General features: G+C 63.9%; 21 protein-coding genes and 1 pseudogene. 13 read left to right on the top strand and 9 right to left on the bottom strand.

Going from position 1 to position 23,605, the window contains the following annotated elements; all coding sequences use genetic code 11:
* Positions 1 to 282: 282 nt before the first annotated feature.
* The 6 genes from E3O45_RS11085 to E3O45_RS11060 all read right to left on the bottom strand — a co-directional run bounded on the left by E3O45_RS11085 (position 283) and on the right by E3O45_RS11060 (position 8,169).
* The gene (locus E3O45_RS11085; protein ID WP_134443450.1) at positions 283 to 1,239 is read right to left on the bottom strand and encodes a D-alanine--D-alanine ligase; all 957 of its coding nucleotides are present in this window, start codon (positions 1,237 to 1,239) and stop codon (positions 283 to 285) included.
* Positions 1,240 to 1,281: 42 nt separating this feature from the next.
* Positions 1,282 to 2,646 (bottom strand): PLP-dependent aminotransferase family protein, encoded by a 1,365-nt coding sequence (locus E3O45_RS11080; protein WP_241985325.1) that lies wholly within the window; start codon positions 2,644 to 2,646, stop codon positions 1,282 to 1,284.
* A 102-nt stretch (positions 2,647 to 2,748) separates the two neighbouring features.
* Positions 2,749 to 3,072 carry a thioredoxin gene (gene trxA, locus E3O45_RS11075; protein WP_092448009.1) on the bottom strand — a complete coding sequence of 108 codons (324 nt, stop codon included), beginning with the start codon at positions 3,070 to 3,072 and terminating at the stop codon, positions 2,749 to 2,751.
* 22 nt (positions 3,073 to 3,094) lie between these two features.
* Positions 3,095 to 4,057 carry a thioredoxin-disulfide reductase gene (trxB, locus tag E3O45_RS11070; protein WP_092448008.1) on the bottom strand — a complete coding sequence of 321 codons (963 nt, stop codon included), beginning with the start codon at positions 4,055 to 4,057 and terminating at the stop codon, positions 3,095 to 3,097.
* Between the two features lie 181 nt (positions 4,058 to 4,238).
* Positions 4,239 to 5,867: a murein biosynthesis integral membrane protein MurJ gene (murJ, locus tag E3O45_RS11065; protein WP_134443449.1), complete on the bottom strand. Its 1,629-nt coding sequence runs from the start codon at positions 5,865 to 5,867 to the stop codon at positions 4,239 to 4,241.
* Complete coding sequence (locus E3O45_RS11060; protein ID WP_134443448.1) at positions 5,860 to 8,169, bottom strand: DUF6049 family protein; 2,310 nt, start codon at positions 8,167 to 8,169, stop codon at positions 5,860 to 5,862. Before E3O45_RS11060 ends, murJ begins: the two co-directional genes overlap by 8 nt.
* Positions 8,170 to 8,248: 79 nt before the next feature.
* On the opposite strand from E3O45_RS11060, the gene E3O45_RS11055 reads away from it, so the two are divergent.
* From E3O45_RS11055 to E3O45_RS11020, 8 genes and pseudogenes are all read left to right on the top strand, one after another.
* Entirely contained in the window at positions 8,249 to 9,679 is a 1,431-nt protein-coding gene (locus E3O45_RS11055) for a CCA tRNA nucleotidyltransferase (RefSeq protein WP_134443447.1), read from the top strand.
* 148 nt (positions 9,680 to 9,827) lie between these two features.
* Positions 9,828 to 10,196: pseudogene (gene rpsF / locus E3O45_RS18050) on the top strand (30S ribosomal protein S6); the annotation flags it as partial.
* 243 nt (positions 10,197 to 10,439) lie between these two features.
* Positions 10,440 to 10,958 carry a single-stranded DNA-binding protein gene (locus E3O45_RS11045; protein ID WP_092448003.1) on the top strand — a complete coding sequence of 173 codons (519 nt, stop codon included), beginning with the start codon at positions 10,440 to 10,442 and terminating at the stop codon, positions 10,956 to 10,958.
* 49 nt (positions 10,959 to 11,007) lie between these two features.
* Complete coding sequence (rpsR, locus tag E3O45_RS11040) at positions 11,008 to 11,271, top strand: 30S ribosomal protein S18 (protein WP_035835236.1); 264 nt, start codon at positions 11,008 to 11,010, stop codon at positions 11,269 to 11,271.
* Positions 11,272 to 11,280: 9 nt separating this feature from the next.
* On the top strand, positions 11,281 to 11,730 hold the full coding sequence (rplI, locus tag E3O45_RS11035; RefSeq protein WP_134443445.1) for a 50S ribosomal protein L9: 450 nt from the start codon (positions 11,281 to 11,283) through the stop codon (positions 11,728 to 11,730).
* Between the two features lie 594 nt (positions 11,731 to 12,324).
* Positions 12,325 to 13,632, top strand: coding sequence for a replicative DNA helicase (gene dnaB, locus E3O45_RS11030; protein ID WP_369828705.1), 1,308 nt, complete (start codon positions 12,325 to 12,327; stop codon positions 13,630 to 13,632).
* A 100-nt stretch (positions 13,633 to 13,732) separates the two neighbouring features.
* Positions 13,733 to 14,329 carry a hypothetical protein gene (locus tag E3O45_RS11025; RefSeq protein ID WP_134443444.1) on the top strand — a complete coding sequence of 199 codons (597 nt, stop codon included), beginning with the start codon at positions 13,733 to 13,735 and terminating at the stop codon, positions 14,327 to 14,329.
* Positions 14,330 to 14,376: 47 nt separating this feature from the next.
* Positions 14,377 to 14,625 carry a hypothetical protein gene (locus tag E3O45_RS11020; RefSeq protein ID WP_092448189.1) on the top strand — a complete coding sequence of 83 codons (249 nt, stop codon included), beginning with the start codon at positions 14,377 to 14,379 and terminating at the stop codon, positions 14,623 to 14,625.
* 42 nt (positions 14,626 to 14,667) lie between these two features.
* Here E3O45_RS11020 and E3O45_RS11015 read toward each other — a convergent pair whose 3' ends face one another.
* On the bottom strand, positions 14,668 to 15,678 hold the full coding sequence (locus tag E3O45_RS11015; RefSeq protein WP_241985324.1) for an AraC family transcriptional regulator: 1,011 nt from the start codon (positions 15,676 to 15,678) through the stop codon (positions 14,668 to 14,670).
* Positions 15,679 to 15,904: 226 nt separating this feature from the next.
* Between E3O45_RS11015 and E3O45_RS11010 the strand changes: the two genes are divergently transcribed.
* The 5 genes from E3O45_RS11010 (at position 15,905) to E3O45_RS10990 (ending at position 21,637) form a co-directional block, all read left to right on the top strand.
* Complete coding sequence (locus E3O45_RS11010) at positions 15,905 to 17,251, top strand: sugar ABC transporter substrate-binding protein (protein ID WP_134443442.1); 1,347 nt, start codon at positions 15,905 to 15,907, stop codon at positions 17,249 to 17,251.
* A gap of 74 nt (positions 17,252 to 17,325) precedes the next feature.
* Positions 17,326 to 18,276, top strand: coding sequence for a carbohydrate ABC transporter permease (locus tag E3O45_RS11005; protein WP_134443441.1), 951 nt, complete (start codon positions 17,326 to 17,328; stop codon positions 18,274 to 18,276).
* The gene (locus E3O45_RS11000) at positions 18,276 to 19,088 is read left to right on the top strand and encodes a carbohydrate ABC transporter permease (protein WP_134443440.1); all 813 of its coding nucleotides are present in this window, start codon (positions 18,276 to 18,278) and stop codon (positions 19,086 to 19,088) included. Before E3O45_RS11005 ends, E3O45_RS11000 begins: the two co-directional genes overlap by 1 nt.
* Entirely contained in the window at positions 19,089 to 20,582 is a 1,494-nt protein-coding gene (locus tag E3O45_RS10995) for a mannitol dehydrogenase family protein (protein WP_134443439.1), read from the top strand.
* Between the two features lie 47 nt (positions 20,583 to 20,629).
* Positions 20,630 to 21,637 carry an NAD(P)-dependent alcohol dehydrogenase gene (locus E3O45_RS10990; protein WP_370450368.1) on the top strand — a complete coding sequence of 336 codons (1,008 nt, stop codon included), beginning with the start codon at positions 20,630 to 20,632 and terminating at the stop codon, positions 21,635 to 21,637.
* 59 nt (positions 21,638 to 21,696) lie between these two features.
* Here E3O45_RS10990 and purB read toward each other — a convergent pair whose 3' ends face one another.
* The gene (gene purB / locus E3O45_RS10985; RefSeq protein WP_134443437.1) at positions 21,697 to 23,079 is read right to left on the bottom strand and encodes an adenylosuccinate lyase; all 1,383 of its coding nucleotides are present in this window, start codon (positions 23,077 to 23,079) and stop codon (positions 21,697 to 21,699) included.
* A complete protein-coding gene (locus tag E3O45_RS10980) occupies positions 23,076 to 23,603 on the bottom strand; it encodes a low molecular weight protein-tyrosine-phosphatase (RefSeq protein WP_092448187.1) in 528 nt (175 codons plus the stop codon). The genes purB and E3O45_RS10980 overlap by 4 nt, the downstream gene beginning before the upstream one ends.
* Between the last annotated feature and the right edge of the window lie 2 nt (positions 23,604 to 23,605).

Genomic DNA, 23,605 nt, shown 5'->3' with positions numbered 1-23,605 from the left:
GGTCACTGGAGTTTCACGTGAAACATTCCCGATGCCGCTCGTGTCGCGTGTGTGTGTCCCAGAGTTCGGTAGGCACGGTCAGGCTGCGGCATGGCCATCTCGGCAAGCTCGATCAACGGTGGTTGCACGGGAGTGTGGCCTCGGTCCCGCAGGCTGGGCAGACTGAAGGTGCACGAATGCCCAACCCGTCGGTCGAGCCTTCCGAGACCGCCATCGCCCTCAGCTAAATGATCTGGGGAAGGCGCTGCCGCGATGTTTCACGTGAAACGCAGGAGAGAGAGGTTATTGGGCGGCGCGGGCGTGGGTGGCCAGGGTCGAGTAGGTGGCGCCAAGGGTCTGTTTGGCGGCCTCGATGGCCTGCGGCACCAGGGATGTCTCGGTCAGACCCGGGAAAACATTGGCCTCGAGGAACCAGGCGGTGCCCGCTGCGTCGACGATGAGGTCGACTCGGCTCAGGTGGCGCAGGCCGAGCAGGATGTGAATTGCCACTGCGGTGTCGGAGACGGCTGCCGAGACCGCGTCGGCGAGGCGAGCGGGGGTGTAGAAGTCCGTTTCGCCTGCGTTGTAGCGTGCCTCAAAGCTGTAAACGCCGTCGACGGGCACGATTTCCACGATGGGCAGTGCGGTGGGGCCGTCGCCGGAGTCGATCACAGCCACGGTGACCTCGGTGCCGTCCACGTACGCCTCGACCAGGGCGGTATCGGCGTAGGTGTACGCGTCGACCATGGCGCGGGGCAGATCAGCGGGCGTGCGCACGATCGTGACGCCCTGCGAGGAGCCGCCCTGTGCTGGTTTCACAACCAGGGGCAGGCCGATCGCGCTGACCAGATGCTCGAGAACGCTCGTGGCGCCGAGATCCCGAAAGGTCTCGGTCGAGAGTGCTATGGCTGGGGGAGTGGCAAAGCCGGCGCGCAGCACGAGTTCTTTGGCGGTGGCCTTGTTCCAGGCGAGGGCTGCGGCCGGCCCGCGGGAGCCGAGAAAAGGAATCCCGGTTGTTTCGAGCAGGGAGAGCAGGGCGCCATCCTCGCCGGTGGCGCCATGCAGGGTGGGCCAGATGAGGTCGGGAGCTTGTTCGGTGAGGGTCGTGAGCAGGTTGGCACCGGGGTCGAGCACCGTCACCGTGTGACCTTCACCGGTGAGGGCATCCGCTACCCTTCGGCCCGAGCGGAGCGAAACGTCGCGCTCGTGCGAGATGCCACCGGCCAGGACGGTGATGTTCAGGGGGATGAATTCACTCATGATCAGGACTTTTCCTAGCTGAATACGGGTAAGGTGGGGAATTTAGGAGATATTGGCTGGCGGGCCAGCGAAGCGCTGATTCCTGGCTCCGGGCCGGTCGGGTGCTGCGCCGAGCGCGCCCGTTCCGGCGAAAGTATCGAGCAAGTCGAGTTCCCCGCGAATCACCGTGGCGAGACGACGGATACCGACCCGAATGTTGTCCGGCGTGGGATAACAGAAGGCAAGCCGCATGTTCTGGCGACCATCACCGTTGCCGTAGAAGGCTGTTCCGGGCGTGTAGGCCACGAGTTCCTTCACCGCGCGGGGCAGCATGGCTTTCGAATCTAGCTGTTCGGGCAGGGTGACCCAGACGTAGAAGCCGCCGGTGGGGTTGGTCCAGGTGAGGTCGGGAAGGTACTCGTCGAGCGCCGAGAGCATGGCGTTCTTGCGCTCGTGGTACACGCCGCGGAAGGTGTTGATCTGGCCCTTCCAATCGGCCGTGGAGAGGTACTCCGAGATGACCATCTGCGTGAACGAGCTGGGAGAGAGCACGGCGGCTTCGTTGGCGAGCACGAGTTTCTCGCGGATCGCGTGTGGGGCGAGCGCCCAGCCGACCCGGAAGCCGGGGGCTAGGGTTTTCGAGAAGGTACCCAGGTAGACGACGCCGTCGCGCTCGAGCGAGCGGATCGCATCCGGGGCTGGCTTGTCGAAATAAAGCAGGCCGTATGGATTGTCCTCGAGGACCAGGATGTTGTTCGACCGGCAGATTTCAAGAATTTCCAGACGGCGCTCCCAGCTGAGGGTGACTCCGGCCGGGTTGTGAAAGCTTGGGATCGTGTACAAAAACTTGATCGTGCGCCCGGCAGCCTTGAGGGCAGCGATGTGTTCGCTCAGCGCGGCCGGGATGAGGCCGTTTTCGTCCATCGGAACGTGGTCGACCTCGGCCTGGTAAGACTTGAAGATCACCATGGCGGTGACGTAGCTCGGGCCCTCGGAGATGACGACATCGCCGGGGTCGAGAAATAGTTTGCTGACCAGTTCGAGGGCGTGCTGGGAGCCGGTTGTCACGACGACATCATCGGCGTTGGCCTTGATTCCTTCGAGCGCCATGACGTCGAGAATCTGCTCGCGCAATAAGGGAATTCCCTGACCAGAGCCGTATTGTAAGGCTGTGGCACCCTTCTCGCGCATGACCCGGTCCATGGCGTTGATGACGAGGTCCTCGGGCAGTGCCGCAACGTACGGCATGCCGCCGGCCAACGACACCACTTCGGGGCGGGAGGCCACGGCGAAGAGAGCACGGACCTCGGAGGCCTTCAGGCCCGCGGCTCGTTCGGCGTAGTGGTGGTACCACGGGTCGAGGTTGTTTCCGGCCTGTACAGTACTTGACTGCACAGCGCTGACGTCAGTGGAACCCTGATTTGTCACGTCACATCCGTTCTGCTGTTCACTTCATCGTATGGGGTGGCACCGGGCACAAAAAAACCCGCCCGGTCGAAACCGGGCGGGTCGGGTAGTGCAATGGATCAGTTAGACCAGGTAATCGGCCAGGTCCTTCTCCAGCTGGGGCTTCGGCTTGGCGCCGATGACGGTCTTGACCACCTCGCCCTTCTGGAAGACCTTCATCGCGGGGATGGAGGTGATCTGGTACTTGGCGGCCAGGGCCGGGTGCTCATCGACGTTGAGCTTGACGATGTCGATCTTGTCCGAGTTCTCGGCCGCGATCTGGTCGAGGATCGGGCTGACGGCGCGGCAGGGGCCACACCACTCGGCCCAGAAGTCCACCAGCACGGTCTTCTCGTTGTTAATGACTTCCTGGTCGAAGTTGGCCTCTGTTACAGCGCGTGCAGTCATGTGTATCTCCTTCTTGGGTAAATTAAACGAGCTCGGGTTCGCTGGCCGAGGCCAGCAGGTTCTGGGAAAGTGTGCTGAGGTAGTGCTCGGCATCGAGAGCGGCCGCGCAGCCGGAGCCGGCTGCGGTGATGGCCTGCCGGTAGCTGGAGTCGATGACATCACCGGCCGCGAACACGCCCGGCTGGCTGGTCAGTGACGACCGGCCTGCGACGGCGATGGTGCCCTCGGGGGTGAGGTCAAGCTGCTTGTGCACGAGGTGGGTGCGCGGGTCGTTGCCGATCGCCACGAACACGCCGCCGACCGGGAGGCTGGTCTCGGTACCGGAGACGGTATCGCGCAGGGTCAGGCCATCGACGGCCTCTGCACCCGTGATGCCGACGACTTCGGAGTTCCAGATGAACTCGATCTTGTCGTTGGCGAAGGCACGCTCCTGCATGATCTTGGAGGCGCGCAACTCGCCCTTGCGGTGGATGACGTGCACCTTGGAGGCGAACCGGGTCAGGAACGTTGCTTCTTCCATGGCCGAGTCGCCGCCGCCGATGACGGCGATTTCCTTGCCCTTGAAGAAGAAGCCGTCGCAGGTGGCACACCAGGAGACGCCGCGGCCGGACAGACGCTCTTCGTCGCTGAGGCCGAGCTTGCGGTAGGCGGAACCGGTAGCGAAAATGACCGTGAGCGCCTGTTCAACATCGCCATTGCCGAGGGTGACCGTCTTGATCGGGCCGGACAGGTCGACCGACTCGACGTCGTCGTAGACGACCTCGGTGCCGAACCGTTCGGCCTGTTCCTGCATCTTGGTCATCAAATCGGGGCCCTGCACGCCCTCCGGGAAACCCGGGAAGTTTTCAACATCGGTCGTGTTCATCAATTCGCCGCCGGCCTCAACGGAGCTGGCGATCAGAAGCGGTTTGAGGTTGGCTCTGGCGGCATAGATCGCCGCGGTATAACCGGCCGGTCCTGAACCGATGATGATGATCTGACGCACGCGCACGCTCCTTGCAGTGGGGGGGGCGAGACGGGCGATATCCCGCCTCACATTTCGATACAACACATCCTAATCGGATGCTATTCCACGCCCTCCCAGCTTGGGAGGCGGTGTTCAGCTGGCGGAAGACTATCCTGAGGCGCTCACGGGAGCGCTGAGCCGTGTGTCCGGACCGAAGGCCTTACCGGCCCAGGCGCCGCTGCAGGGGCGCGAGAAAGGCCGTCAGCTCGGCGCTGCGCATGACCAGGAGCAGGCCGAAGTACGCCGCGGCCATGACGAGCCCGATGAGGAGCATGGAGAGGATGGCGGTCAGTCGGGACGCGACGGCAAAACCGTCCTCGACGTTTCCGCCGAGAATGAACAACAGTGTGAATCCCAGGCCGACCGGAATGATCGCCGCGGCGAGGTACTTCACCAGGCTGCGCACGATGCGTCGGCCGTCGATGCCGCCGAGGCGGCGCCGCAGCAGTACGGCGGCCAGCAGGCACTGGAGCACGCCGGACACGGTGATGACCAGGGCGATCCCGACCGCGATCCACTCCACCGGCAGCCCCGCGCAGCCCGCGACCCCGAGCACAATCAGCACCACCTGGAACAGAGTGAAGAAGAACGGCGTACGGGTGTCCCCGAGGGCGTAGAAGGTGCGCTGCAGCACAAACAGGATGCAGAATGCGATCAGTCCGAGAATGAAGGCGATGATGACGTTTCCGATGCCCTGGACCTGCTCGAACGGTGCCACGAATACCGCGGCGAACGGATACGCGCACACGGCGATCACGGCCGTCGCGAGCACGATGATCAGGGTGGTGCCTCGGATCGCGGAGGACGCATCCGTTCTGACCAGATCGAACTTTTCCAGCGCAGCATGCTCGCTCATGCGGGTGAAATACGCGGTGGCGACGGAGACGGTGATCACCGAGTGCGGCAACATGAAGATGAGCCAGGCGGTGGCGAGCACCGCAATGGACGCCTCACCGGTGGCGAGCGAAACGACCTGCGTCTCGACGATCCCGGCGATGGTGGTCAGCAGCAGCATGCCGAAGGTCCAGGTGGCCATTTTGCCGGCGGCTCCGAGGCCGACGCCGCGAAAGTGAAAGTCGGGGCGATAGCGCAGGCCGATGCGCTTCCAGAAGTAGAACAACACCACGGCCTGCGCGATCACGCCGAGGGTGGCGCTGCCGGCCAGGACCGCGATCATGGCCGGGGTGAATTCACCGGCCGCTCGGTTGCCGGCGGCATCGGCACCGTACATGGCGCCGAACACCAATAGGCCGGCGATCGCCACGACGTTGTTGAGCACCGGAACCCAGGTGAATGGTCCGAACATTCTGCGCGCGTTGAGCACCTCCCCGAGCAACGTGTACAGGCCATAAAAAAACATTTGCGGCAGGCACCAGTAGGCGAAGGCGATGGCGAGGTTCTTTTGGTCGGCCGGCAGGTTAATGCCAATGAATCCGGTGATGGCCGGCGCGAACAGCGTGCCGAGGATCGTCGTCACCGCGAGAATCGACAGGGCAAGGGTGAGGAGCTTGTTGATGTAGGCCGTACCGCCGTCGCGGTGCTGGCTGGCACGCACGATCTGTGGCACCAGAACAGCCGTGAGGATTCCGCCGGCGACGATGACGTAGACGGTGTTGGGCAGCTGATTGGCCAGCGCGAACGCATCGGCGCTATCGCCGAGCTGGCCGATCATGCCGGCCAGCACGATGAGCTTGACGAAGCCGAGAAGGCGCGACACGATCGTGCCGGAGGCCAGGAAGGCGCTGGCCCGGCCGATGCTGCCGCCCGTGCTGGTCGGGGTGTCAGACATCGGGGGTCACCGTCAACTGCCCCGCCGCATTTTCACCAGCGGATGCCTCGGCGGAGTGTTCCCGCCGACGGCTGATGATATTGCGCCAAATACCGAATCCGAAGAAACCCACGACCAGGATCGCAAAAATGCTCGCGCCGACGCCTTCCCAGTCGGCGCGCACGGTGACGTCGATGGGAGCGGGCTGGCCGAGGGGGGTGCCGTTCAGGGTGAACAGGGTGACCCGAAGAACGACGTCACCGTTTCCGACCGCAGCGCTCAACGGCACGGACACCGCCTGCGCGGAGTTGGGCTGGATGATCGTCTCGAGCGTGTCGCCCACAACGAGGCGCCCATTCGACGGTACGACCTCGGTGCGCACGGTCACGGCCTGTTCCAGGGCGTTGTTGAGGGTGATGCGGAGGTCGACCTGGCTACCGACGACGATGATCGGCCCGCGCGTAGTCACGGTGACGGCATGCATGAGGTCGAAGGATGACGCCAGACTGGCCGCGACATGGTCAGACCAGGCCGAGGACTGCACGTTCCACGAGGTATCCAGTAGTGCCAGCAGGTCGAGGCGCTGGGGGGCCGTCACCACGATCGGATCGGCCAGGATCGTGGCAAAGTCAGCGACCGCGCCCTCACGGTCGAGCAGGGAACGGGCCAGCGTGACCCTGCCGGAGTCGATTGCCTCGTTCTGGAACGTCACGGTGGTGGCCGGAGTGGACTCCTGCGCCGCCTGAAGGGAGACGGCATCCGCCCAGGAAAGACCGGCCACGGCGGCCATGGTTTGCTCGACCCGGTTGGCGGGGGTCGGACTGCTGCGATCAAACGTGGCCAGCAGCGTGCGCGCCGAGTTCGGGTTCTCGGCCGAAACGATTGCCAGCAGCGAGGCGGCTTCCGACATGCTGACCCGCCAGTCATGGTCGGTCGTGGCATCGGCGGCAGCACGAATGGCCGAGGACAGCGCGCTGTCGCTGACCAGGCCGAGCCCGGTGGGGAGGGTAACCGCGGTGTTCGGGGTGAAGACGTCGGACTGCTCCACATTTCCGCTGGAGAGGATGGTGGTGGTCAGCCCACTCGCGGCGAACACGTCGAGGTCGGTGCTGGCGACCTGGCCTGCGCTGGGCCAGCCGATCGTCGTGCTGGTGTAGTTCCAGGCCAGTAGGTCACTGGTTGTAGGAATGACCGTCTCGCCCGGCGTCACCGTCGGGCCGGGCGTCGGAGTCGGTGCCGGCGTGGTCTGAATGGATGTGCGGGAGGTGACGCTCGGCACGTCGCTGGTCGTCTCAGGAACGGGAGTGTTCGAGGGGACAACGAACAAACTCGGATCGATGGCCTGCGCGAAGGACGTCGGTGCGCGCAGGGTGGACGCACCGGCCTGGGCCTGCAGGGAGATATCGGCGTCGGCGTAGCCCAGCGGGAAAATGTCGTTGCTCGCCGTGGCAAGGCGATCGAGCCAGGCCACCGCGGACGCGGGAGCTTTGCTGCCCAGAACTCGAATGGACGCGATGATCTGCGGGTCGATGGCGATAGCCATCGTTGGCAGGTCGATCACGGAATCGAGCTGGCGTGAGAGCAGCCCGACCGAACTCGTATAGGACTCGAGCGCCTTGGCGGTAATCAGGCCGGTCGCGCTCTCCGGGGTCGTGATCGGCATGATCGACGCCAGCCTGACCGGGGTGGTGGCGCTGCCCGGTGACCAGACAAAAGTTCCCCGGCCCTCGGAACGAACGACATCATCGACCGTGAGAATGGCCGCAACACCGCGCGCCCCCCAGGCGTTCTGGTCGGTCAAGCCAAGGGAGGCAGCGGGAACGGTGATCGACAGATTCGTGTTCGCACCGGCCGGAATAGCTTGCGTAGTCGGCACGCTCAGCATTTGATCGCCCGAATTGGCGTCAGCGTCCGGGCGGAGCCAGGACTCGAGGGCCGCTCGGGTCGTGAGGGCGAGGTCGGCGAGGTACACATCGACCCGGCCGATCGGAATCGCCGCATCGGTATTGTTCTGCACGGCAACCGTCAGGAGCAGATCCTGGCCGGGCGACAGCTCGGAGGAATTCGTGCCGGATATGGTGATCCCGACCGAATCGGCGGCGGTCGTGGCGGTGCCGACCGCCGTCCGTGGAGCCTGGGCCTGGGCTGCAGAGAGCCCATTGACTGGCGTCAGAATCAGCGCGGCCAGAGTGAGGATGCCCACCAGTAACCCCGCCGTCGGCCGCAAGCGCCCTGCTCTGCTGGTGCGCTGGGCCGGGCGCACGGCAGTGCGTGCGGCAGCCGGGAGCGCGGGCCGATGCGCGGAATCTGACTCGGCCACCATAGGGGGATTCTACGGCGTGCCAGCCGGAAGCCACCTGCACCGCGTCTTCGCGCCGCGCGCTGGCAACTAATATGGGCATATGCAGACCGTCGCGGCAGCCCTCGCACGACTGGGCGACCTGGCTGCCTCTCCCACGGTTTCCCGTCTGGCGAACGCATTTGCGGCGGCCGGCCATGAGCTGGCCCTGGTTGGCGGTCCGGTGCGAGATGCGTTCCTCGATCGGCCAGTGCACGACTTGGACTTCACGACGGATGCGACGCCGGATCAGATTCTCGCGCTCGTCAAACCACTCTCCGAGGCACAGTGGGACATCGGTCGGGCCTACGGCACGATCGGAGCGAGCCTGGCCGGTGAAACCGTGGAAATCACCACCTATCGCGCCGACAGCTACGACGGGACCACCCGTAAACCCGACGTGGTCTTCGGTACGAGCCTCGAACCCGACCTGCTCCGCCGGGACTTCACGGTCAATGCCATGGCGCTGCGCCTGCCGCAGCTGACCCTGGTCGACCCGTCCGGTGGCATCGACGACCTGCTGGCCGGGCGCCTGCGCACCCCGAGCACCCCGGAGGTCTCCTTCGGAGACGATCCATTACGGATGCTGCGCGCGGCCCGATTCACCGGCCAGCTGGGTTTCACGCTGGATCTGGACACGGCACTCGCGATGGAAAAGATGTGCGACAGCATCCGTATCGTGTCGGCCGAGCGCATCGGCGACGAGCTCTCGAAGATGCTCGTATCAGCGGACCCGCGCGCCGGCATCGAGGTGCTGATGGAATCGGGACTAGCCGAGATCGTGCTGCCGGAGATTCCCGGCCTGCAGTTGGAGATCGACGAACACCACCACCATAAAGACGTCTATCAGCACACGCTGACGGTACTCGAGCAGGCGATGGGTTACGAGAAATCCCGCGGCAACCTGGAGGCACCCGACCTGATCGTGCGGCTCGCAGCTTTGCTGCACGACATTGGCAAGCCGGCCACCCGCAAACTTGAACCGGGCGGGGTCGTCAGCTTCTACCACCACGACGTGGTCGGCTCGAAGCTGGCCAAGAAGCGACTGCGCGCCCTGCGCTTCGACAATGACACGATCAACGCGGTGTCCCGGCTAATCGAGCTGCACCTACGGTTCTTCGGGTATACCGAAGGCGCCTGGACCGACTCCGCCGTTCGCCGCTATGTTCGCGATGCCGGTGACCAGCTGGAGCGGTTGCACATTCTGACCAGGGCCGACGTGACGACCCGCAACCGGCGCAAGGCCGACCGGCTCGGCTTCGCGTACGACGACCTGGAACACCGCATTGCCGAGCTCAACGAGAAGGAAGAGCTCGGTGCTGTGCGCCCCGACCTCGACGGCGAGCAGATCATGGCCGTGCTCGGACTGAAGCCGGGGCGTGAGGTCGGCGAGGCCTACCGGTATCTGCTCGAACAGCGACTCGACGACGGTCCGCTGGGCGAAGCGGAAGCCACCCGCCGGCTGCAGGAGTGGTGGGCAGGGCGGAACCGGTAGGAGCGCAGTGGCAAAAGCTGCCAACATCCGGTAGTCTGGGCAGGTTGCCTGCGTGCCGGATTCCCCGGACCAGCGCCGGCAGCACATGCACAACCCTCCTGTTGCAGAAAGTCTGCAGCCGTTTTAGTCCGAAGGAGGTGGGTTAGTCATGCATCAGTACGAACTTATGGTTATCCTCGATCCCGAGATCGATGAGCGCACCGTAGCTCCCAGCCTTGACAAGTTCCTCAACGTTGTTCGCAACGATGGCGGAACCATTGACAAGGTTGATGTCTGGGGTCGTCGTCGTCTCGCTTACGAGATCAACAAGAAGACCGAAGGCATTTACGCCGTTGTCGACTTCACCGCGAACGCCTCAGCCACGGTCGAGCTCGACCGCCAGCTGAAGCTGTCCGAGGCCGTCATGCGCACCAAGGTGCTCCGCGCCGAAGAGGGCATCGCCCAGGTCGTCGTCGCGAGCAAGTTGGCCGCCGAGAAGGCTGCCCGCAAGGCTGCCAACCCGAAGGTCATCGCTGCCAAGGCTGACGCTGCCGCTGCAGCTGCCGCAGCACCGGCCGCCAAGGTTGCCGCTGCCCCGAAGGTTGATACCGCGCCGGTCGTTGCCGAGGCCGTTGTGGCAGAGGCTCCGGCCGCTGCTGCTCCGGTTGCTGCTGCCTCCACCGCGGTTCCGGCCGCGAAGGTTGCTGGCGCTAAGCCTGCTGCTGCCAAGGCCGCTCCGGCTCCGGCCGCTGCTGCCGACAAGGCAAGCGACAAGTAGCCCATGGCTGGCGAGACCGTAATCACCGTGGTGGGCAACCTCACCAGCGATCCGGAACTGCGTTACACGCAGAACGGGCTGGCGGTTGCCAACTTCACCATCGCTTCCACTCCGCGTACGTTCGATCGTGCGGCCAACGAGTGGAAAGATGGCGACGCGCTGTTCCTGCGTGCGAGCGTTTGGCGTGAATTCGCCGAGCACGTGGCAGGTTCACTGACCAAGGGTTCGCGTGTCATCGCTTCCGGTCGTCTCAAGCAGCGTTCGTATGAGACGAAGGAAGGTGAAAAGCGCACGAGCATGGAGCTCGAGATCGACGAAATTGGTCCTTCGCTGCGCTACGCCACCGCTTCCCTCACTCGCGCGCAGTCGTCTGGCCCCCGTAGCAGCGCTCCTGCTGCCGGTGGCCAGGGCAATGATGAGCCGTGGGCTCCCAGCGCACCCGCCAAGACTGCGTCGCCCGCAGCCTCCGGTGGGGACGTTTGGAACAGCCCAGGCAACTTCAGCGACGAGACCCCCTTCTAAGCCTCGCCTCGCGCGGAGCTAACGTCTTCTTTTAGAAAGTAAGGAAATCATGGCTGGAAAGTCGAGCGGCGACCGCCGCAAGCCGCTTCGCGGAGCAAAGGGTGGCAAGAACGCCGCTCCCGCGAAGTCGATTCGGGTTGGTGTCATTGATTACAAAGATGTCCCCACCCTGCGCAAGTTCATCTCCGAGCGCGGAAAGATCCGCGCCCGCCGCATTACAGGCGTTTCCGTTCAGGAACAGCGCCTCATCGCCCGTGCCGTCAAGAACGCCCGCGAAATGGCTTTGCTGCCCTACGCAGGCTCAGGCCGGTAAGGAAACCAAATGTCGAAATTGATTCTGACGCATGAGGTCTCCGGCCTCGGTGCACCCGGCGACGTCGTAGACGTCAAGAACGGGTTTGCTCGTAACTACCTCGTTCCCAAGGGCTTCGCTGTGGCGTGGACCCGCGGTGGCGAGAAGCAGATCGAGCAGATCAAGGCAGCCCGCGCAGCGCGCGAGCACGCCACCTTCGAAGAGGCCGAGGCGCTCAAGGTCAAGCTTGAGAACACCAAGGTCACCCTGGTCGTCAAGGCCGGCGCCGGCGGACGTCTGTTCGGTTCGGTCAAGACCACGGATGTGGCTAACGCCGTTGCAGCCGCCGGTCTCGGCGTGGTCGACAAGCGCAAGATTGAACTCACCGCGATCAAGCTGACCGGTGAGCACACGGCAACGGTTCGTCTTCGCGACGAGCTCAGCGCCACGATCACCCTGGTGGTCGTCGCAGCCAAGTAAGGTCACTGCCGGTTCCGCGAGTTACCGGCACGCTTGCCTCTTCCATAGCGGAGGGTTCCGAAAGGAACCCTCCGCTATGTGGCGTTAAGAGACATTTTGTCAGGGTAAACGCAACGCTTTTGTGCACAGGTGAGCATTCGTCTCGTCAAGGTTCAACGGTTGGTTGAGGCTACTTTATTCACAGCCTTGATAATCAATGAAATTGCTGATCAAAGCTATTTATGGGACTAAGTTTAACTATTTATCCACAACTGAGTGCACAGGTTCTGCACAATCTGCACGGCGTTTCGCGCAGATTCTCCACAGAGTTATCCACAAGGGGGTTTGTGGGGGCGCTGCTACCTACCTAGGGTGATGCAGTGCCGGTTTCCAGCTCAAGCTGGTGCATCGTGGCCCGTGTCGGTGGGTCCTGATACACCTGAAAGCACACGGATTCTCCGAAGTGCACGAAGAAAGAGGTACCGAGTGTCGATCGCTCACCTGGGCCTGGCCAACCAGCCAGCGTCAAACGAGTACGCTTCGTCAGTACGCGGCGGTGCCGTCGACCAAAATCGAGGCGAGCGGCCCGCTGAAGCCTGGAAGTCGGAGCGTGCCCTGCCACACGACCTGCTGGCCGAGCAGAGCGCCCTCGGTGGCATGATGCTCAGTAAAGACGCCGTTGCTGATGTCGTCGAGACCGTGCGCGGCGGGGACTTCTACATTCCCAAGCACGAGATCATCTTCGATGCCATTCTCTCGCTCTACGCGCAGGGTGAGCCCACCGACGTCATCACGGTCACCGACGAGCTCACCAAACTCGGAGAGCTGTCGCGGGCCGGTGGTGCCGACTACCTGCACACCCTCACAAGCCTCGTGCCCACGGCAGCCAATGCCGGCTTCTACTCCACGATCGTGGCTGAGCGTGCCCTGCTGCGCCGCCTGGTCGAGGCTGGTACCCGCATTGCCCAAATGGGCTACGCCGGCGAGGGCGAGGTGCTCGACCTCGTCAACACCGCCCAGGCCGAAATCTACTCGGTCACCGGCGGCACCGAAACCGAAGACTACGTTCCGCTGACCGATGCCGTCACCGCCGCCATCGAGGAGATCGAGGCGGCTAAGCTCAAAGACGGCCAGATGAGCGGCGTACCGACCGGCTTCGCTGACCTGGACGAACTCACCAACGGATTCCACGGCGGCCAGCTCATCATCGTCGCGGCCCGTCCGGCACTGGGAAAGTCCACCCTCGCACTCGACTTCGCACGCTCGGCTTCGATCCACAACAACATGCCCAGCATCTTCTTCTCCCTCGAAATGGGGCGCAGTGAAATTGCGATGCGTCTGCTCGCAGCCGAGGCATCCGTTCCCCTGCAGAGCATGCGCAAGGGAACTGTCGAGGCCCGCGACTGGACCACGATCGCGTCCACCCGTGGTCGCATCAACGATGCGCCGCTGTACATCGACGACAGCCCGAACATGACCCTGGTCGAGATTCGGGCCAAGTGTCGCCGTCTCAAGCAACGGGTGGGGCTCAAGATGGTCATCATTGACTACCTGCAGCTCATGACGAGCGGTAAGAAGGTCGAATCGCGTCAGCAGGAGGTCAGTGAATTCTCGCGCGCGCTGAAGCTGCTCGCCAAAGAACTGCAGGTTCCCGTGATCGCGCTGTCCCAGCTCAACCGTGGTCCGGAGCAGCGCGCCGACAAGATGCCGGCCATCTCCGACCTTCGAGAATCGGGTTCGCTCGAGCAGGACGCCGATATGGTCATCCTGCTGCACCGCGAGAGCGCGTACGAGAAAGACAACCCGCGGGCCGGCGAGGCCGACCTCATCGTGGCCAAACACCGTAACGGCCCCACCCGTACCGTCACGGTCGCCTTCCACGGCCACTACTCCCGGTTCGCCGACATGGTCGCCGGCGGGTAGCCTCCCCTACGCACCCCCGCACGCAGCGCGCTCGCAGCCCCGCGACCACCTCGCCACGTAGACTGAGGGGGACAAAATTGTGCAACGAAAGAGGTCGTGCGTGGCGAAGGTCCAGGCGCCATCAAACGTCGGTCCCGGGTACTGGCGCGTGCCCTTCGGGCGCGCCCTGATCGCGTTGATTCCGGCCGCGATCATTACCTTCAATGGCGATCACTCCGCCGAGTTCGGTGTGATCACGTTCGGGGCATTCGCCCTCGCGAGTGGACTCTGGCTCATTCTGTCGGGACCTCGCACCCTGACCGTCGCCACAGACCGCAGCCTGTTCCTGATCAGTGGCATCGTGAGCATGGTCGCTGGCGGAGTGGCCCTCGTCTTTCACGCCGGCGGGCACGGGTTTTTCCTGTTCGTGGTGAGCGTCTGGGGAGCCGTCACGGGGTTCCTGGAGATCTATGCAGGTATTCGCGTGCGCAAGCGAGCACTACCCGCGAAGGACTGGCTGTTCACCGGCATCGGCACCGCCATCCTCGCGCTGCTGTTCCTCCTGCTTCCGCCCAACCCTGTCGTGTCGGTCGGGCTGTTCGGGGCCTATCTGGTCTTTCTCGCAGTTTTCCTGCCCATTGCCGGGCTCTCCCTCAAGTGGGATTCCCCGCGGCAGCGCCGCGGCGTTCCCGTCCCCAACGATTCGGATTCCCTGTGACATCAAAACGCGTCCCCAGAAAAAAAATGGCCAAGAAGACTCCCGGTTTGCCCAATCCCGCGCACCAGCCGAGCCGGTCCGATCGGCTGAAACCAGCCGAACTGCTCGGTATTTCCGGCCTGATGGGCCTGTTCATCGCCGGCACGATTCTATTGACCACCCGCGACCTGATACTTTCGGCGATTGGTTTCGGCGTCACCTTCATCGTGGCTCTCGTGGTGATTGCGATGCTCGTGCTCGGCATGAAGCCGAACGCGTCGGAGCAGACCGACCTTGATGAGCAGAACGGCCACTGACCGCACGCTGGCGCGTCACGTGGCACGCCCAGCCCAACAGTCCTAGACCGGGATGCCCGCCGTGGACTCGAGTATCGACGGTGGTCGCCGGGTCTTGAGGTCGAGACTGGGGGTCTGTCCTGTGGGGGGTTCAGTGGCATCCAGTCGCCGATAGCGGCTCGGAGTCATTCCCACCTCGGTGTGGAACTGTCGATTGAAGTTGGCCAGGTTGGCATAGCCAACTCCGAGAGACACCGAGGCGATCGGGTCATCGGTCTGGGCCAGCAATCGGCAGGCGTTCGCGATGCGCAACTTCTTCACCATGGCGCTGAAGGTCAGCCCGCTCGACTTCTTGAAGTACTTTGAAAACGTCGGCTCCGACATGTGGGCCAGCCGGGCGGCGTCGGACATGCGAATGCGGGTTGACAGGTTGTCGAAGATGTAGGCCAGCCCAGCCTCGACGGCGGATCTGCCGTCGCCCTGACCGGCCGTGGAGAACCACTCCCGGGCGACAAAGGCCTTCTCGTTGACCGGTGCTTCCGCCAGGGTCGCCAGCACGGCGAACACGTGCGAGACCTTGCGGGCGCCCTGCGCGGTGCCAATGAGTTCGAGCTCGGCGGCCGCACGCGCTGCCGTCGACCCGGTGAAGATAATGCCCCGGCTCGAGGACTCCAGGAGCGCCCTCACCGGATTGAGTTCGGGCAACGTGCTCGCGCACCTTTCGAACCATTCGCCGGTGAACTGCAGCACGACGTCGCGGTTGTAGACCACCTCGTCGGTCTGCAGGTCGCTCATCCAATCGTGCGGAACCCCCGGTCCGATGAGCGCCACTTGACCGGGCCCAAACGGGCCGACCTGGTCGCCAATGATGTAGCTGCCCGTGCCGTGCCGAATGAGGTGTAGTTCGTACTCGGGGTGGTAGTTCCAGCGCGCAATTTCGCTCGGGTAATCGTGCTCCAGCCAGCGAAAAGATTCGCTCGGCAGGTGTCGGATCACCTCGCGCGTCGCGGGTCGTTCGAGGAACCGGGCCGCCATGGCGACGGGTCGTGTTTCGTCCGTGGGTAACGCTTTCATCACAACTCCGATCAGACCAGTCAAGCGGATGCCTTTCATACAGGGTAGCCGCAGCATCCGTTGGAAAGAAAGTATCAGAATCGTACTCTGCGCGGACTAGGAGGGCGCGAACGAATTCGGGTAACTTCAAGAATCGGATAACGGCGGGAACGCTCCGGACGGAGCAGTGGATTTCTACCCACCCGCCCCCGCACACAGCAAGAGCAACGACGACAAAGGAGTTCCAATGCTTGGAAAGAAACGTGCGATCACGCTGGGGGCTGGGCTCATCGTGACCGCCTTCGCGCTCACGGGCTGTACCGGTGCCGGCGGGGGCGGAGCGGCGTCGGGAGATGTCACCCTCACCCTCGCCACGGTGAACAACCCGCAGATGAAGGACATGGAACAGCTCAAGGGAACGTTCGAAGAGGACAACCCCGGCATCAACATCAACTTCGTGCAGATGGAAGAGGGCGACTTGCGGGCCGCCGTCACCGCCGACGTGGCCTCCGGGGCCGGCCAGTACGACATCGTCACGGTCGGGGCCTACGAGGTACCGCAGTGGGGCGCCCAGGGCTGGCTCACCGACCTCACCTCGGCCCTCGCCGACGATCCCACCTACGACGTCGACGACACCCTGCCGGCGGTACGCACCGCACTCACCGTCGACGGCAAGCAGTATGCCGTTCCCTTCTACGGTGAATCGTCGATCCTGATGTACAACAAGGAAATGACCGACGCGGCCGGAATCACGATCAGCGACCACCCCACCTGGCAGGAAGTCGCGACGGCAGCCAAAGCGCTCAACACCCCGGACGTTGCGGGCATCTGCCTGCGCGGCAAGCCCGGTTGGGGTGACCTATTCGCACCGCTGACCACCGTCGTGCAGACCTTCGGTGGCGCGTGGTACGACGAAGACTGGAACGCGCAGGTGAACTCGCCCGAGTTCGTCGAAGGCGTGAACTTCTACGTCGACCTGCTCGCGGCGGCTGGCGAGCCCGACCCCGTGTCGAACAGCTTCACCGAGTGCCTCAACCAGCTCCAGTCCGGCAAGGTCGCCATGTGGTACGACGCATCTGTAGCCGCGTCGATCCTCGAGGACCCCGAGACTTCGGCCGTTGCCGGCAAAATGGGCTACACCCACGCTCCCGTCTACAAGACAGAAGAATCGGGCTGGCTCTGGTCCTGGAACCTCGCCGTTCCCAAGACCACGAAGAACGCCGAAGCCGCGACCACCTTCGTCAAGTGGGCCACGAGCAAGGAGTACCAGCAGCTGGTCGGAACGACCCTCGGCTGGACCCGGGTTCCCCCGGGAGCGCGCACGTCGACCTACTCGATCCCCGAATACAAGGAAGCCGCTGCCGCCTTCGCCCCGATCACGCTCGACGTCATGAATGCGGTCAATCCAGAGCAGCCAGGACTCAACCCGCAGCCGTGGGTCGGAATCCAGTACGTGACGATTCCAGAGTTCCAGGACGTGGGAAACCAGGTCGCCCAGCTGGTGGCTGATGCCATCGCCGGACGGACCACCGTGGAGGAGGCCCTGGATAAAGGCCAGGTCATCGCCCAGACCGCGGGCGACAAGCAGAAGTAGCACGGCACCAGGTACGTGCTGTCGGGGGTCGGTCGAACGGCCCCCGGCAGCACCTCAACTATGAGGAAGAAGCAATGACAACCCTGACGACAGCCCCGCCTCCGGCGCCGGCACAGCCCTCGGCACAAAGATCGCACGCCGCCGCACTCTCCCTGCGCAAGAAGGCTCGAGCGTCACGGGCACTCGTGTTACCGGCACTCTTCTTTTCGATCGTACTGACCCAAATTCCGTTTCTGGTCACGATCTACTTCTCGTTCCTGAACTGGAATCAACTTCGCCCGGCCGAGATCGCGTTCGCCGGCTTTCAGAACTACGCGGTCGTCTTCACCGGCCCCGACTTCTTCCCTTCACTGATGGCAACCGTCGTCATCACGGGCTCGTCCGTGGTGCTGTCGCTGGTTTTCGGTTTGTTCTTTGCCGTGTTGCTCGACCGCAAGTTCATGGGTCAGGGCCTCGCACGCACCCTCATGATCACGCCGTTCTTGGTGATGCCGGCCGCCGCGGCGCTCATCTGGAAGTGGTCGATGCTCGACGTCAACGTCGGCATGGTCAACGTTGGACTCAACTTCATCGGTCTGCCCTCGATTGCCTGGAACACCGACTTTCCGGCGCTCACCATCATCATGATGCTGACCTGGCAGTACACGCCGTTCATGATGCTCATCCTGCTCGCCGGGCTGCAGAGCCAGAGCCGGGAAGTGCTCGAGGCCGCGTCCGTCGACGGTGCCGGTCCATTCCGCACCTTCCAGTGGATGACGCTGCCACACCTGCGCCAGTACATTGAAATCGCGACCCTGCTCGGATCGATCATGTTGCTGCAGGCCTTCGACCCGATCGCGATCATGACCAAAGGAACGGGCGGCACCAAGACCCTCTCCTATCTGCTCTATGAGCGGGCGTTTATCGGACTCGACGTCGGGCAGGCCGCCGCCTTCGGGGTCGTCACGGTCATCGTCACGATCGCCGTCGCCACCATCGCTCTCCGTACCCTTTTCAAAGTATTCATGAACGGAAGTGAACGCTGATGCGCACACTCAAGGGCACCCTGATCACGACAATGACGTGGGTTCTAGTGTTGATGTTCTTCTTTCCGATCGCCTGGATGGTCTTCACCAGTTTCAAGACCGAGGGCGCAGCGGCCTCTATCCCGCCGACCCTCTTCACCGCGTTGAGTTTCGACCAGTACCAGCTCGTCTTCGACCGCGGCATGGGAACCTACCTGCTCAACTCCCTCACCGCGAGCATCTCGTCGACGGCGATCGTGCTGCTCCTCGCCATCCCCGCGGCCTATGGGCTCAGCATCCGCCCGATCAAGCGCGTGCAGGACGTGTTGTTCTTCTTCATCTCCACGCGCTTCCTGCCGGCTGCGGCGTCGATCCTGCCGGTGTTCTTCATTCTCAAGGCCCTCGGCGCCCTCGACAACATCACCGCCATCGGCCTGCTCTACGCGGCGATGAACCTTCCGATCGCTGTGTGGATGATGCGGTCGTTCTTCAACGAGGTTCCCCGCGAGATCGTTGAAGCCGCCCAGATCGACGGGGCAAACCTGCGCACCGAACTAATCCGGGTGGTCTTGCCGATTCTGCTGCCCGGCATCGCGGCCGTCGCGCTGATCTGCTTCATCTTCGCCTGGAATGAGTACTTTCTCGCCACGCTGCTCACGACCTCGATCGCTCGCACGACGCCGCCGTTTCTGGCGAGCTTTGTCGACGGTCGTGGCCAGTTCCTTGCGGTGCTCTCCGCCGCGTCAACCATCGCCGTACTTCCGGTCATCATCGCCGGCTGGGTTGCCCAAAAGCAGCTCGTACGCGGACTCGCCATGGGAGCGGTGAAGTAGATGACGCAGCCCACACTGTGCACGGCGACACTCGGCAACCTCAAGTCCGGTGTCGCCCGGCCCAGTTACGACCGCTCGACCCTCACTGCTGGAATCATGCACTTCGGCGTCGGCGGCTTTCATCGCGCCCACCAGGCCGTCGCCCTCGATGAGCTCATGAACGCCGGCCTCGCCCAGGACTGGGCGATTTGCGGGGTCGGACTGCTCGAGGGCGACCGCAGAATGAAGGAAGTGCTCGACCGGCAGGACTGCCTCTACACGGTCACCCTCAAACACCCGGACGGCCACCGCGAGTCGTCGATCATCGGCAGCATGGTCGAGTACCTGTTCGCGCCCGACGATCCGGAGGCCGTGCTCGAGAAAATGGCGAGCCCTGCTATCCGTATCGTGTCGCTCACGATCACGGAGGGCGGCTACAACTTCGACCGGGTGACCGGCGAATTCGACCAGACCCACCCTGGAGTCATCGCGGACCTGGTCGACGGGGCCGTGCCGACGACCGTCTTCGGCTATGTCACCGAGGCCCTCCGTCGCCGACGCGAACGCGGGCTCGAGCCATTCACGGTGCAGTCCTGTGACAATATTCAGGGCAATGGCGACATGGCGAAACGCATGTTCTCGGCCTTCGCGGTGCAGAAGGACGCCGAGTTCGGCGAGTGGATGTTGCACAACGTGCACTTTCCCAACGCGATGGTCGACCGCATCACCCCCGTCACCTCGGCCGACGACATCATCGAAGCTGCTGCCCTCACCGGGCTGCACGACGGCTGGCCCGTGGTCTGCGAACCGTTCTTTCAGTGGGTCGTCGAAGACGACTTCGGTCTCGGTCGTCCGCCGCTCGAGCAGGCTGGTGTGCAGCTGGTCGAGGACGTCACGCCCTACGAGTACATGAAACTGCGGCTGCTCAACGCCAGCCATCAGGCCCTGTGCTACTTCGGCTATCTCAGCGGCCACCGCTATGCCCACGAGGCCATGGCCGATGACGCCCTCCGCAGATTCGTCCAACGCTACATGGACCGAGAAGGCACACCCACGCTCAAACCGGTGCCCGGAATCGACCTCGACGACTACAAGGCCACGCTGATCGCGCGGTTCTCCAACCCCGAGGTGCGCGACACTCTCGCCCGGCTCTGCGCCGAGTCATCCGACCGAATCCCCAAATGGCTCGTGCCGGTCATTCACGACCAGCTCGCCAGCGGTGGCGAGATCGAGTGCTCGGCCGCTATCGTCGCCAGTTGGGCGCGGTATGCCGAAGGCATCGACGAACAGGGTGAGCCGATCACGGTCGTCGACCCCCTGAGTGCCGAGCTTGTGGCCATCGCGCAGACTCAGCGGAGCGACCGGCTCGCCTTCGTGCGTAATGAGAAACTGTTCGGAAATCTCGCCGACAACGAACGATTCGCCGCCGCCTACCTGGCGGCGTTGGATTCGCTCCTTGAGAAGGGCGCGCACGCTACCGTCATGTCGTACCTGTCCATCGAGGACCGCTCATGACGGATGCCTCAGCCACGACACGCCTACCGAAAGAACCCCCAGTGACCATGATGAAAGCCTCCTTGCTGCGCGCCGCCGGAGAGGTCACCGTCGACACGGTGCCCGTTCCCGACCTCGAACACGACCAAGTTCTTGTGCAGGTTGCCGCGGTCGGTGTTTGCGGGAGCGATGTGCATTACTACCAGCACGGCCGAATTGGGCCGTATGTGGTCGAGCATCCGCTTATTCTCGGTCATGAGTTGTCCGGACGCATCACCGCGGTCGGCTCGGGGGTCGACCCCGCTCGCATCGGGCAGCGTGTGGCCGTCGAACCGCAGCGGCCGTGCCGCATCTGCGAGCAATGCAAGGCCGGCCGTTACAACCTCTGTCCCGACATCGAGTTTTTTGCGACGCCGCCGATCGACGGGGCGTTCTGCGAGTACGTGGCGATTCAAACGGACTTTGCTTATGCAATTCCGGACAGTATCTCCGACGAGGCCGCCGCGCTGATCGAACCACTCTCGGTCGGGATCTGGGCCTGCAAACGCGCCGACATTCGCCCGGGAAGCTCGGTGCTCATAGCTGGCGCCGGCCCGATCGGCGTGATCCTGGCGCAGACTGCACGCGCGTTCGGTGCCACAAAGATTTACATCACGGATATCGCGGATGACCGTCGCGCCTTCGCCCTCGAGCACGGGGCCACCATCGCCCTCGACCCCAGGGTCGACTCGGTCGAAGGCCTGGAAGTGGATGCGTTCATCGACGCCTCCGGAGTTGCGGCGGCGGTGCAGGCCGGAATTCTGGCGGTGCGACCGGGTGGCCGGGCCATCCTCGTCGGGATGGGCAACGACACCGTCGAATTGCCCGTCTCCTGGATTCAGAACCGGGAGATCTGGCTGAGCGGCGTCTTTCGCTACACCAACACCTGGCCGCTCGGCATTCAGCTGGTCGAGAGCGGCGCCGTCGACCTCGATGTGCTGGTCACGAGCACCTTTGCGCTTGCCGACGCTGAGCAGGCCCTCAATGCCGGTCGCCAGCCCGGCCAGATGAAGGTCATCGTCTACCCCGGTCGGTAATGAAACGGCGCACGTCCGGAGCAATCCGCAACGTGCGCCGTTTGACCGGTCAGGACCTCCTAGCGCAGAAAGTCGATCAGGGAGTCGGCGAGGCCGACATAGCCGGCCGGGGTGAGGTGGAGCAGGCGAGTCTTCGCGGCCGGGCCGATATCGAGGGCTGAGACAAAGGCGGCCAGATCGGCGCTGGTGATGCGCTTGCCGCGGGTCAGCTCCTTGAGCAGGGCGTAGGGGTCTTCGATCGAGGATCGTCCGGCCGAGACCTCGGCGCGAATCACGGTCTGGATCGCTTCACCGAGAATCTCCCAGTTGGAGTCGAGGTCGCGCTCGAGCAGGGCGCGGTCGATGTCGATCTCGCCGAGGCCGCGCAGAATGTTGTCGAGGGCGAGCAGCGAGTGCCCGAAACCGACGCCGATGTTGCGCTGGGTGGTGGAATCGGTGAGGTCGCGCTGCAGCCGGCTGGTCACCAGCGTCGCGGCGAGCGAGTCGAGAATGGCGCAGGACAATTCGAGGTTGGCCTCTGCGTTCTCGAACCGGATCGGGTTGATCTTGTGCGGCATGGTGGACGATCCGGTGGCTCCGGCCTGCGGAATCTGGCGGAAGTAGCCGATCGAGATGTAGGTCCAGATGTCCGTGGCCAGGTTGTGCAGGATGCGATTGGCGTGGGAGGCGCGGGAGTACAGCTCGGCCTGCCAGTCGTGCGACTCGATCTGAGTGGTGAGCGGGTTCCAGCCGAGGCCGAGGCCCTCGACGAACTCGCGGGAGACGGCGGGCCAGTCCACCGACGGCTCGGCGGCGACGTGGGCGGCGAAGGTGCCGGTGGCGCCGCTGAACTTGCCGAGGTAGTCGCCGGCGTCGATCTGGGCCACGATGCGCTCGAGTCGATAGACGAACACGGCGAGTTCCTTGCCCATGGTGGTCGGCGTCGCGGGCTGCCCGTGGGTGCGGGCCAGCATCGCATCCGCTCGAAATTCGAGAGCACGGCTGCGCAGCGCGTCGATGACCAGGCGAAGCTTGGGCAGCCAGACCGTCTGCACCGCATCACGCACGGTGAGGGCGTAGGAGAGGTTGTTGATGTCCTCGCTGGTCGCCGCGAAGTGGGTGAGCTCGCTGATGTGGGCGAGGCCGAGCGTGCCGAGGCGGCGACGGACGAGGTATTCGACAGCCTTCACGTCGTGCCGGGTGGTTGCCTCGAGCTCGGCCAGCTCATCGATCTCGGCCTGCCCGAAATTCGTCACCAGGGCTCGCAGGTCGAGCTTCTGCTCGGCGGTCAGCGGGGCCGCGCCGAACAGGCTGCGGTCGGTGAGGGTGATCAGCCACTCGACCTCCACGCGCACCCGGGCGCGGTTGAGGCCGGCCTCGGACAGGTACTCGCCCAGATCGGAAACGGCGGATCGGTAGCGGCCGTCAAGCGGGCTTAGAACCTGTACGGGTAGGTGACTCATTGGACTCCCTGTCGAATTGCGGGTGCAAGTTGTTTCAAAAGTGCGTGGTTGGCACTCTCAATCATGCCCAATACCGAGTCAAACAACGCATCGTCGGAATAGTAGGGGTCTGGCACGTCGCACAGGGCGGCCTGCTCGGCGTCAAAACTCAGCAGCAGGCGTACCTTGGCGCGATCGCGATCAGCCAGCGCCCAGTTCCGCAGGATGCGCTCCTGGCCGCGGTCGAGTACGACGACCAGGTCGTGGTCGGCGAACCAGAGCGGATCGAATTGGCGAGCCCGGTGGTGGCTGCCGTCATAACCCCGCTTGGCCAGCGCGGTAATCGTGCGACCATCGGCCTGCTCACCCACATGCCAGTCTCCGGTGCCGGCCGAGCTGGTCGCGATCAGTCGCCCCAGGCCGAGCTTCGTGATCAGATCACGCAGCACGACCTCGGCCATGGGCGATCGGCAGATGTTGCCGGTGCAGACGAAAATGATGCGGAATGGCGTCGACTCGTCGGGGGTGAGTGACGCAAAAGACATGT

The organism is Cryobacterium sp. TMS1-20-1 (assembly GCF_004402355.1).
GTDB lineage: Bacteria > Actinomycetota > Actinomycetes > Actinomycetales > Microbacteriaceae > Cryobacterium > Cryobacterium levicorallinum.
This window is presented reverse-complemented; position numbering and strand designations above follow the sequence as displayed.

Bases quoted from the DNA above. Each gene is read 5' to 3' on its own strand.
- E3O45_RS11085 (WP_134443450.1), bottom strand. From the start codon at position 1,239: ATGAGTGAATTCATCCCCCTGAACATCACCGTCCTGGCCGGTGGCATC.
- trxA (WP_092448009.1), bottom strand. From the start codon at position 3,072: ATGACTGCACGCGCTGTAACAGAGGCCAACTTCGACCAGGAAGTCATT.
- murJ (WP_134443449.1), bottom strand. From the start codon at position 5,867: ATGTCTGACACCCCGACCAGCACGGGCGGCAGCATCGGCCGGGCCAGC.
- E3O45_RS11060 (WP_134443448.1), bottom strand. From the start codon at position 8,169: ATGGTGGCCGAGTCAGATTCCGCGCATCGGCCCGCGCTCCCGGCTGCC.
- E3O45_RS11055 (WP_134443447.1), top strand. From the start codon at position 8,249: ATGCAGACCGTCGCGGCAGCCCTCGCACGACTGGGCGACCTGGCTGCC.
- E3O45_RS11045 (WP_092448003.1), top strand. From the start codon at position 10,440: ATGGCTGGCGAGACCGTAATCACCGTGGTGGGCAACCTCACCAGCGAT.
- rpsR (WP_035835236.1), top strand. From the start codon at position 11,008: ATGGCTGGAAAGTCGAGCGGCGACCGCCGCAAGCCGCTTCGCGGAGCA.
- rplI (WP_134443445.1), top strand. From the start codon at position 11,281: ATGTCGAAATTGATTCTGACGCATGAGGTCTCCGGCCTCGGTGCACCC.
- E3O45_RS11015 (WP_241985324.1), bottom strand. From the start codon at position 15,678: ATGAAAGCGTTACCCACGGACGAAACACGACCCGTCGCCATGGCGGCC.
- E3O45_RS11010 (WP_134443442.1), top strand. From the start codon at position 15,905: ATGCTTGGAAAGAAACGTGCGATCACGCTGGGGGCTGGGCTCATCGTG.
- E3O45_RS11005 (WP_134443441.1), top strand. From the start codon at position 17,326: ATGACAACCCTGACGACAGCCCCGCCTCCGGCGCCGGCACAGCCCTCG.
- E3O45_RS11000 (WP_134443440.1), top strand. From the start codon at position 18,276: ATGCGCACACTCAAGGGCACCCTGATCACGACAATGACGTGGGTTCTA.
- E3O45_RS10995 (WP_134443439.1), top strand. From the start codon at position 19,089: ATGACGCAGCCCACACTGTGCACGGCGACACTCGGCAACCTCAAGTCC.
- E3O45_RS10990 (WP_370450368.1), top strand. From the start codon at position 20,630: ATGATGAAAGCCTCCTTGCTGCGCGCCGCCGGAGAGGTCACCGTCGAC.
- purB (WP_134443437.1), bottom strand. From the start codon at position 23,079: ATGAGTCACCTACCCGTACAGGTTCTAAGCCCGCTTGACGGCCGCTAC.
- E3O45_RS10980 (WP_092448187.1), bottom strand. From the start codon at position 23,603: ATGTCTTTTGCGTCACTCACCCCCGACGAGTCGACGCCATTCCGCATC.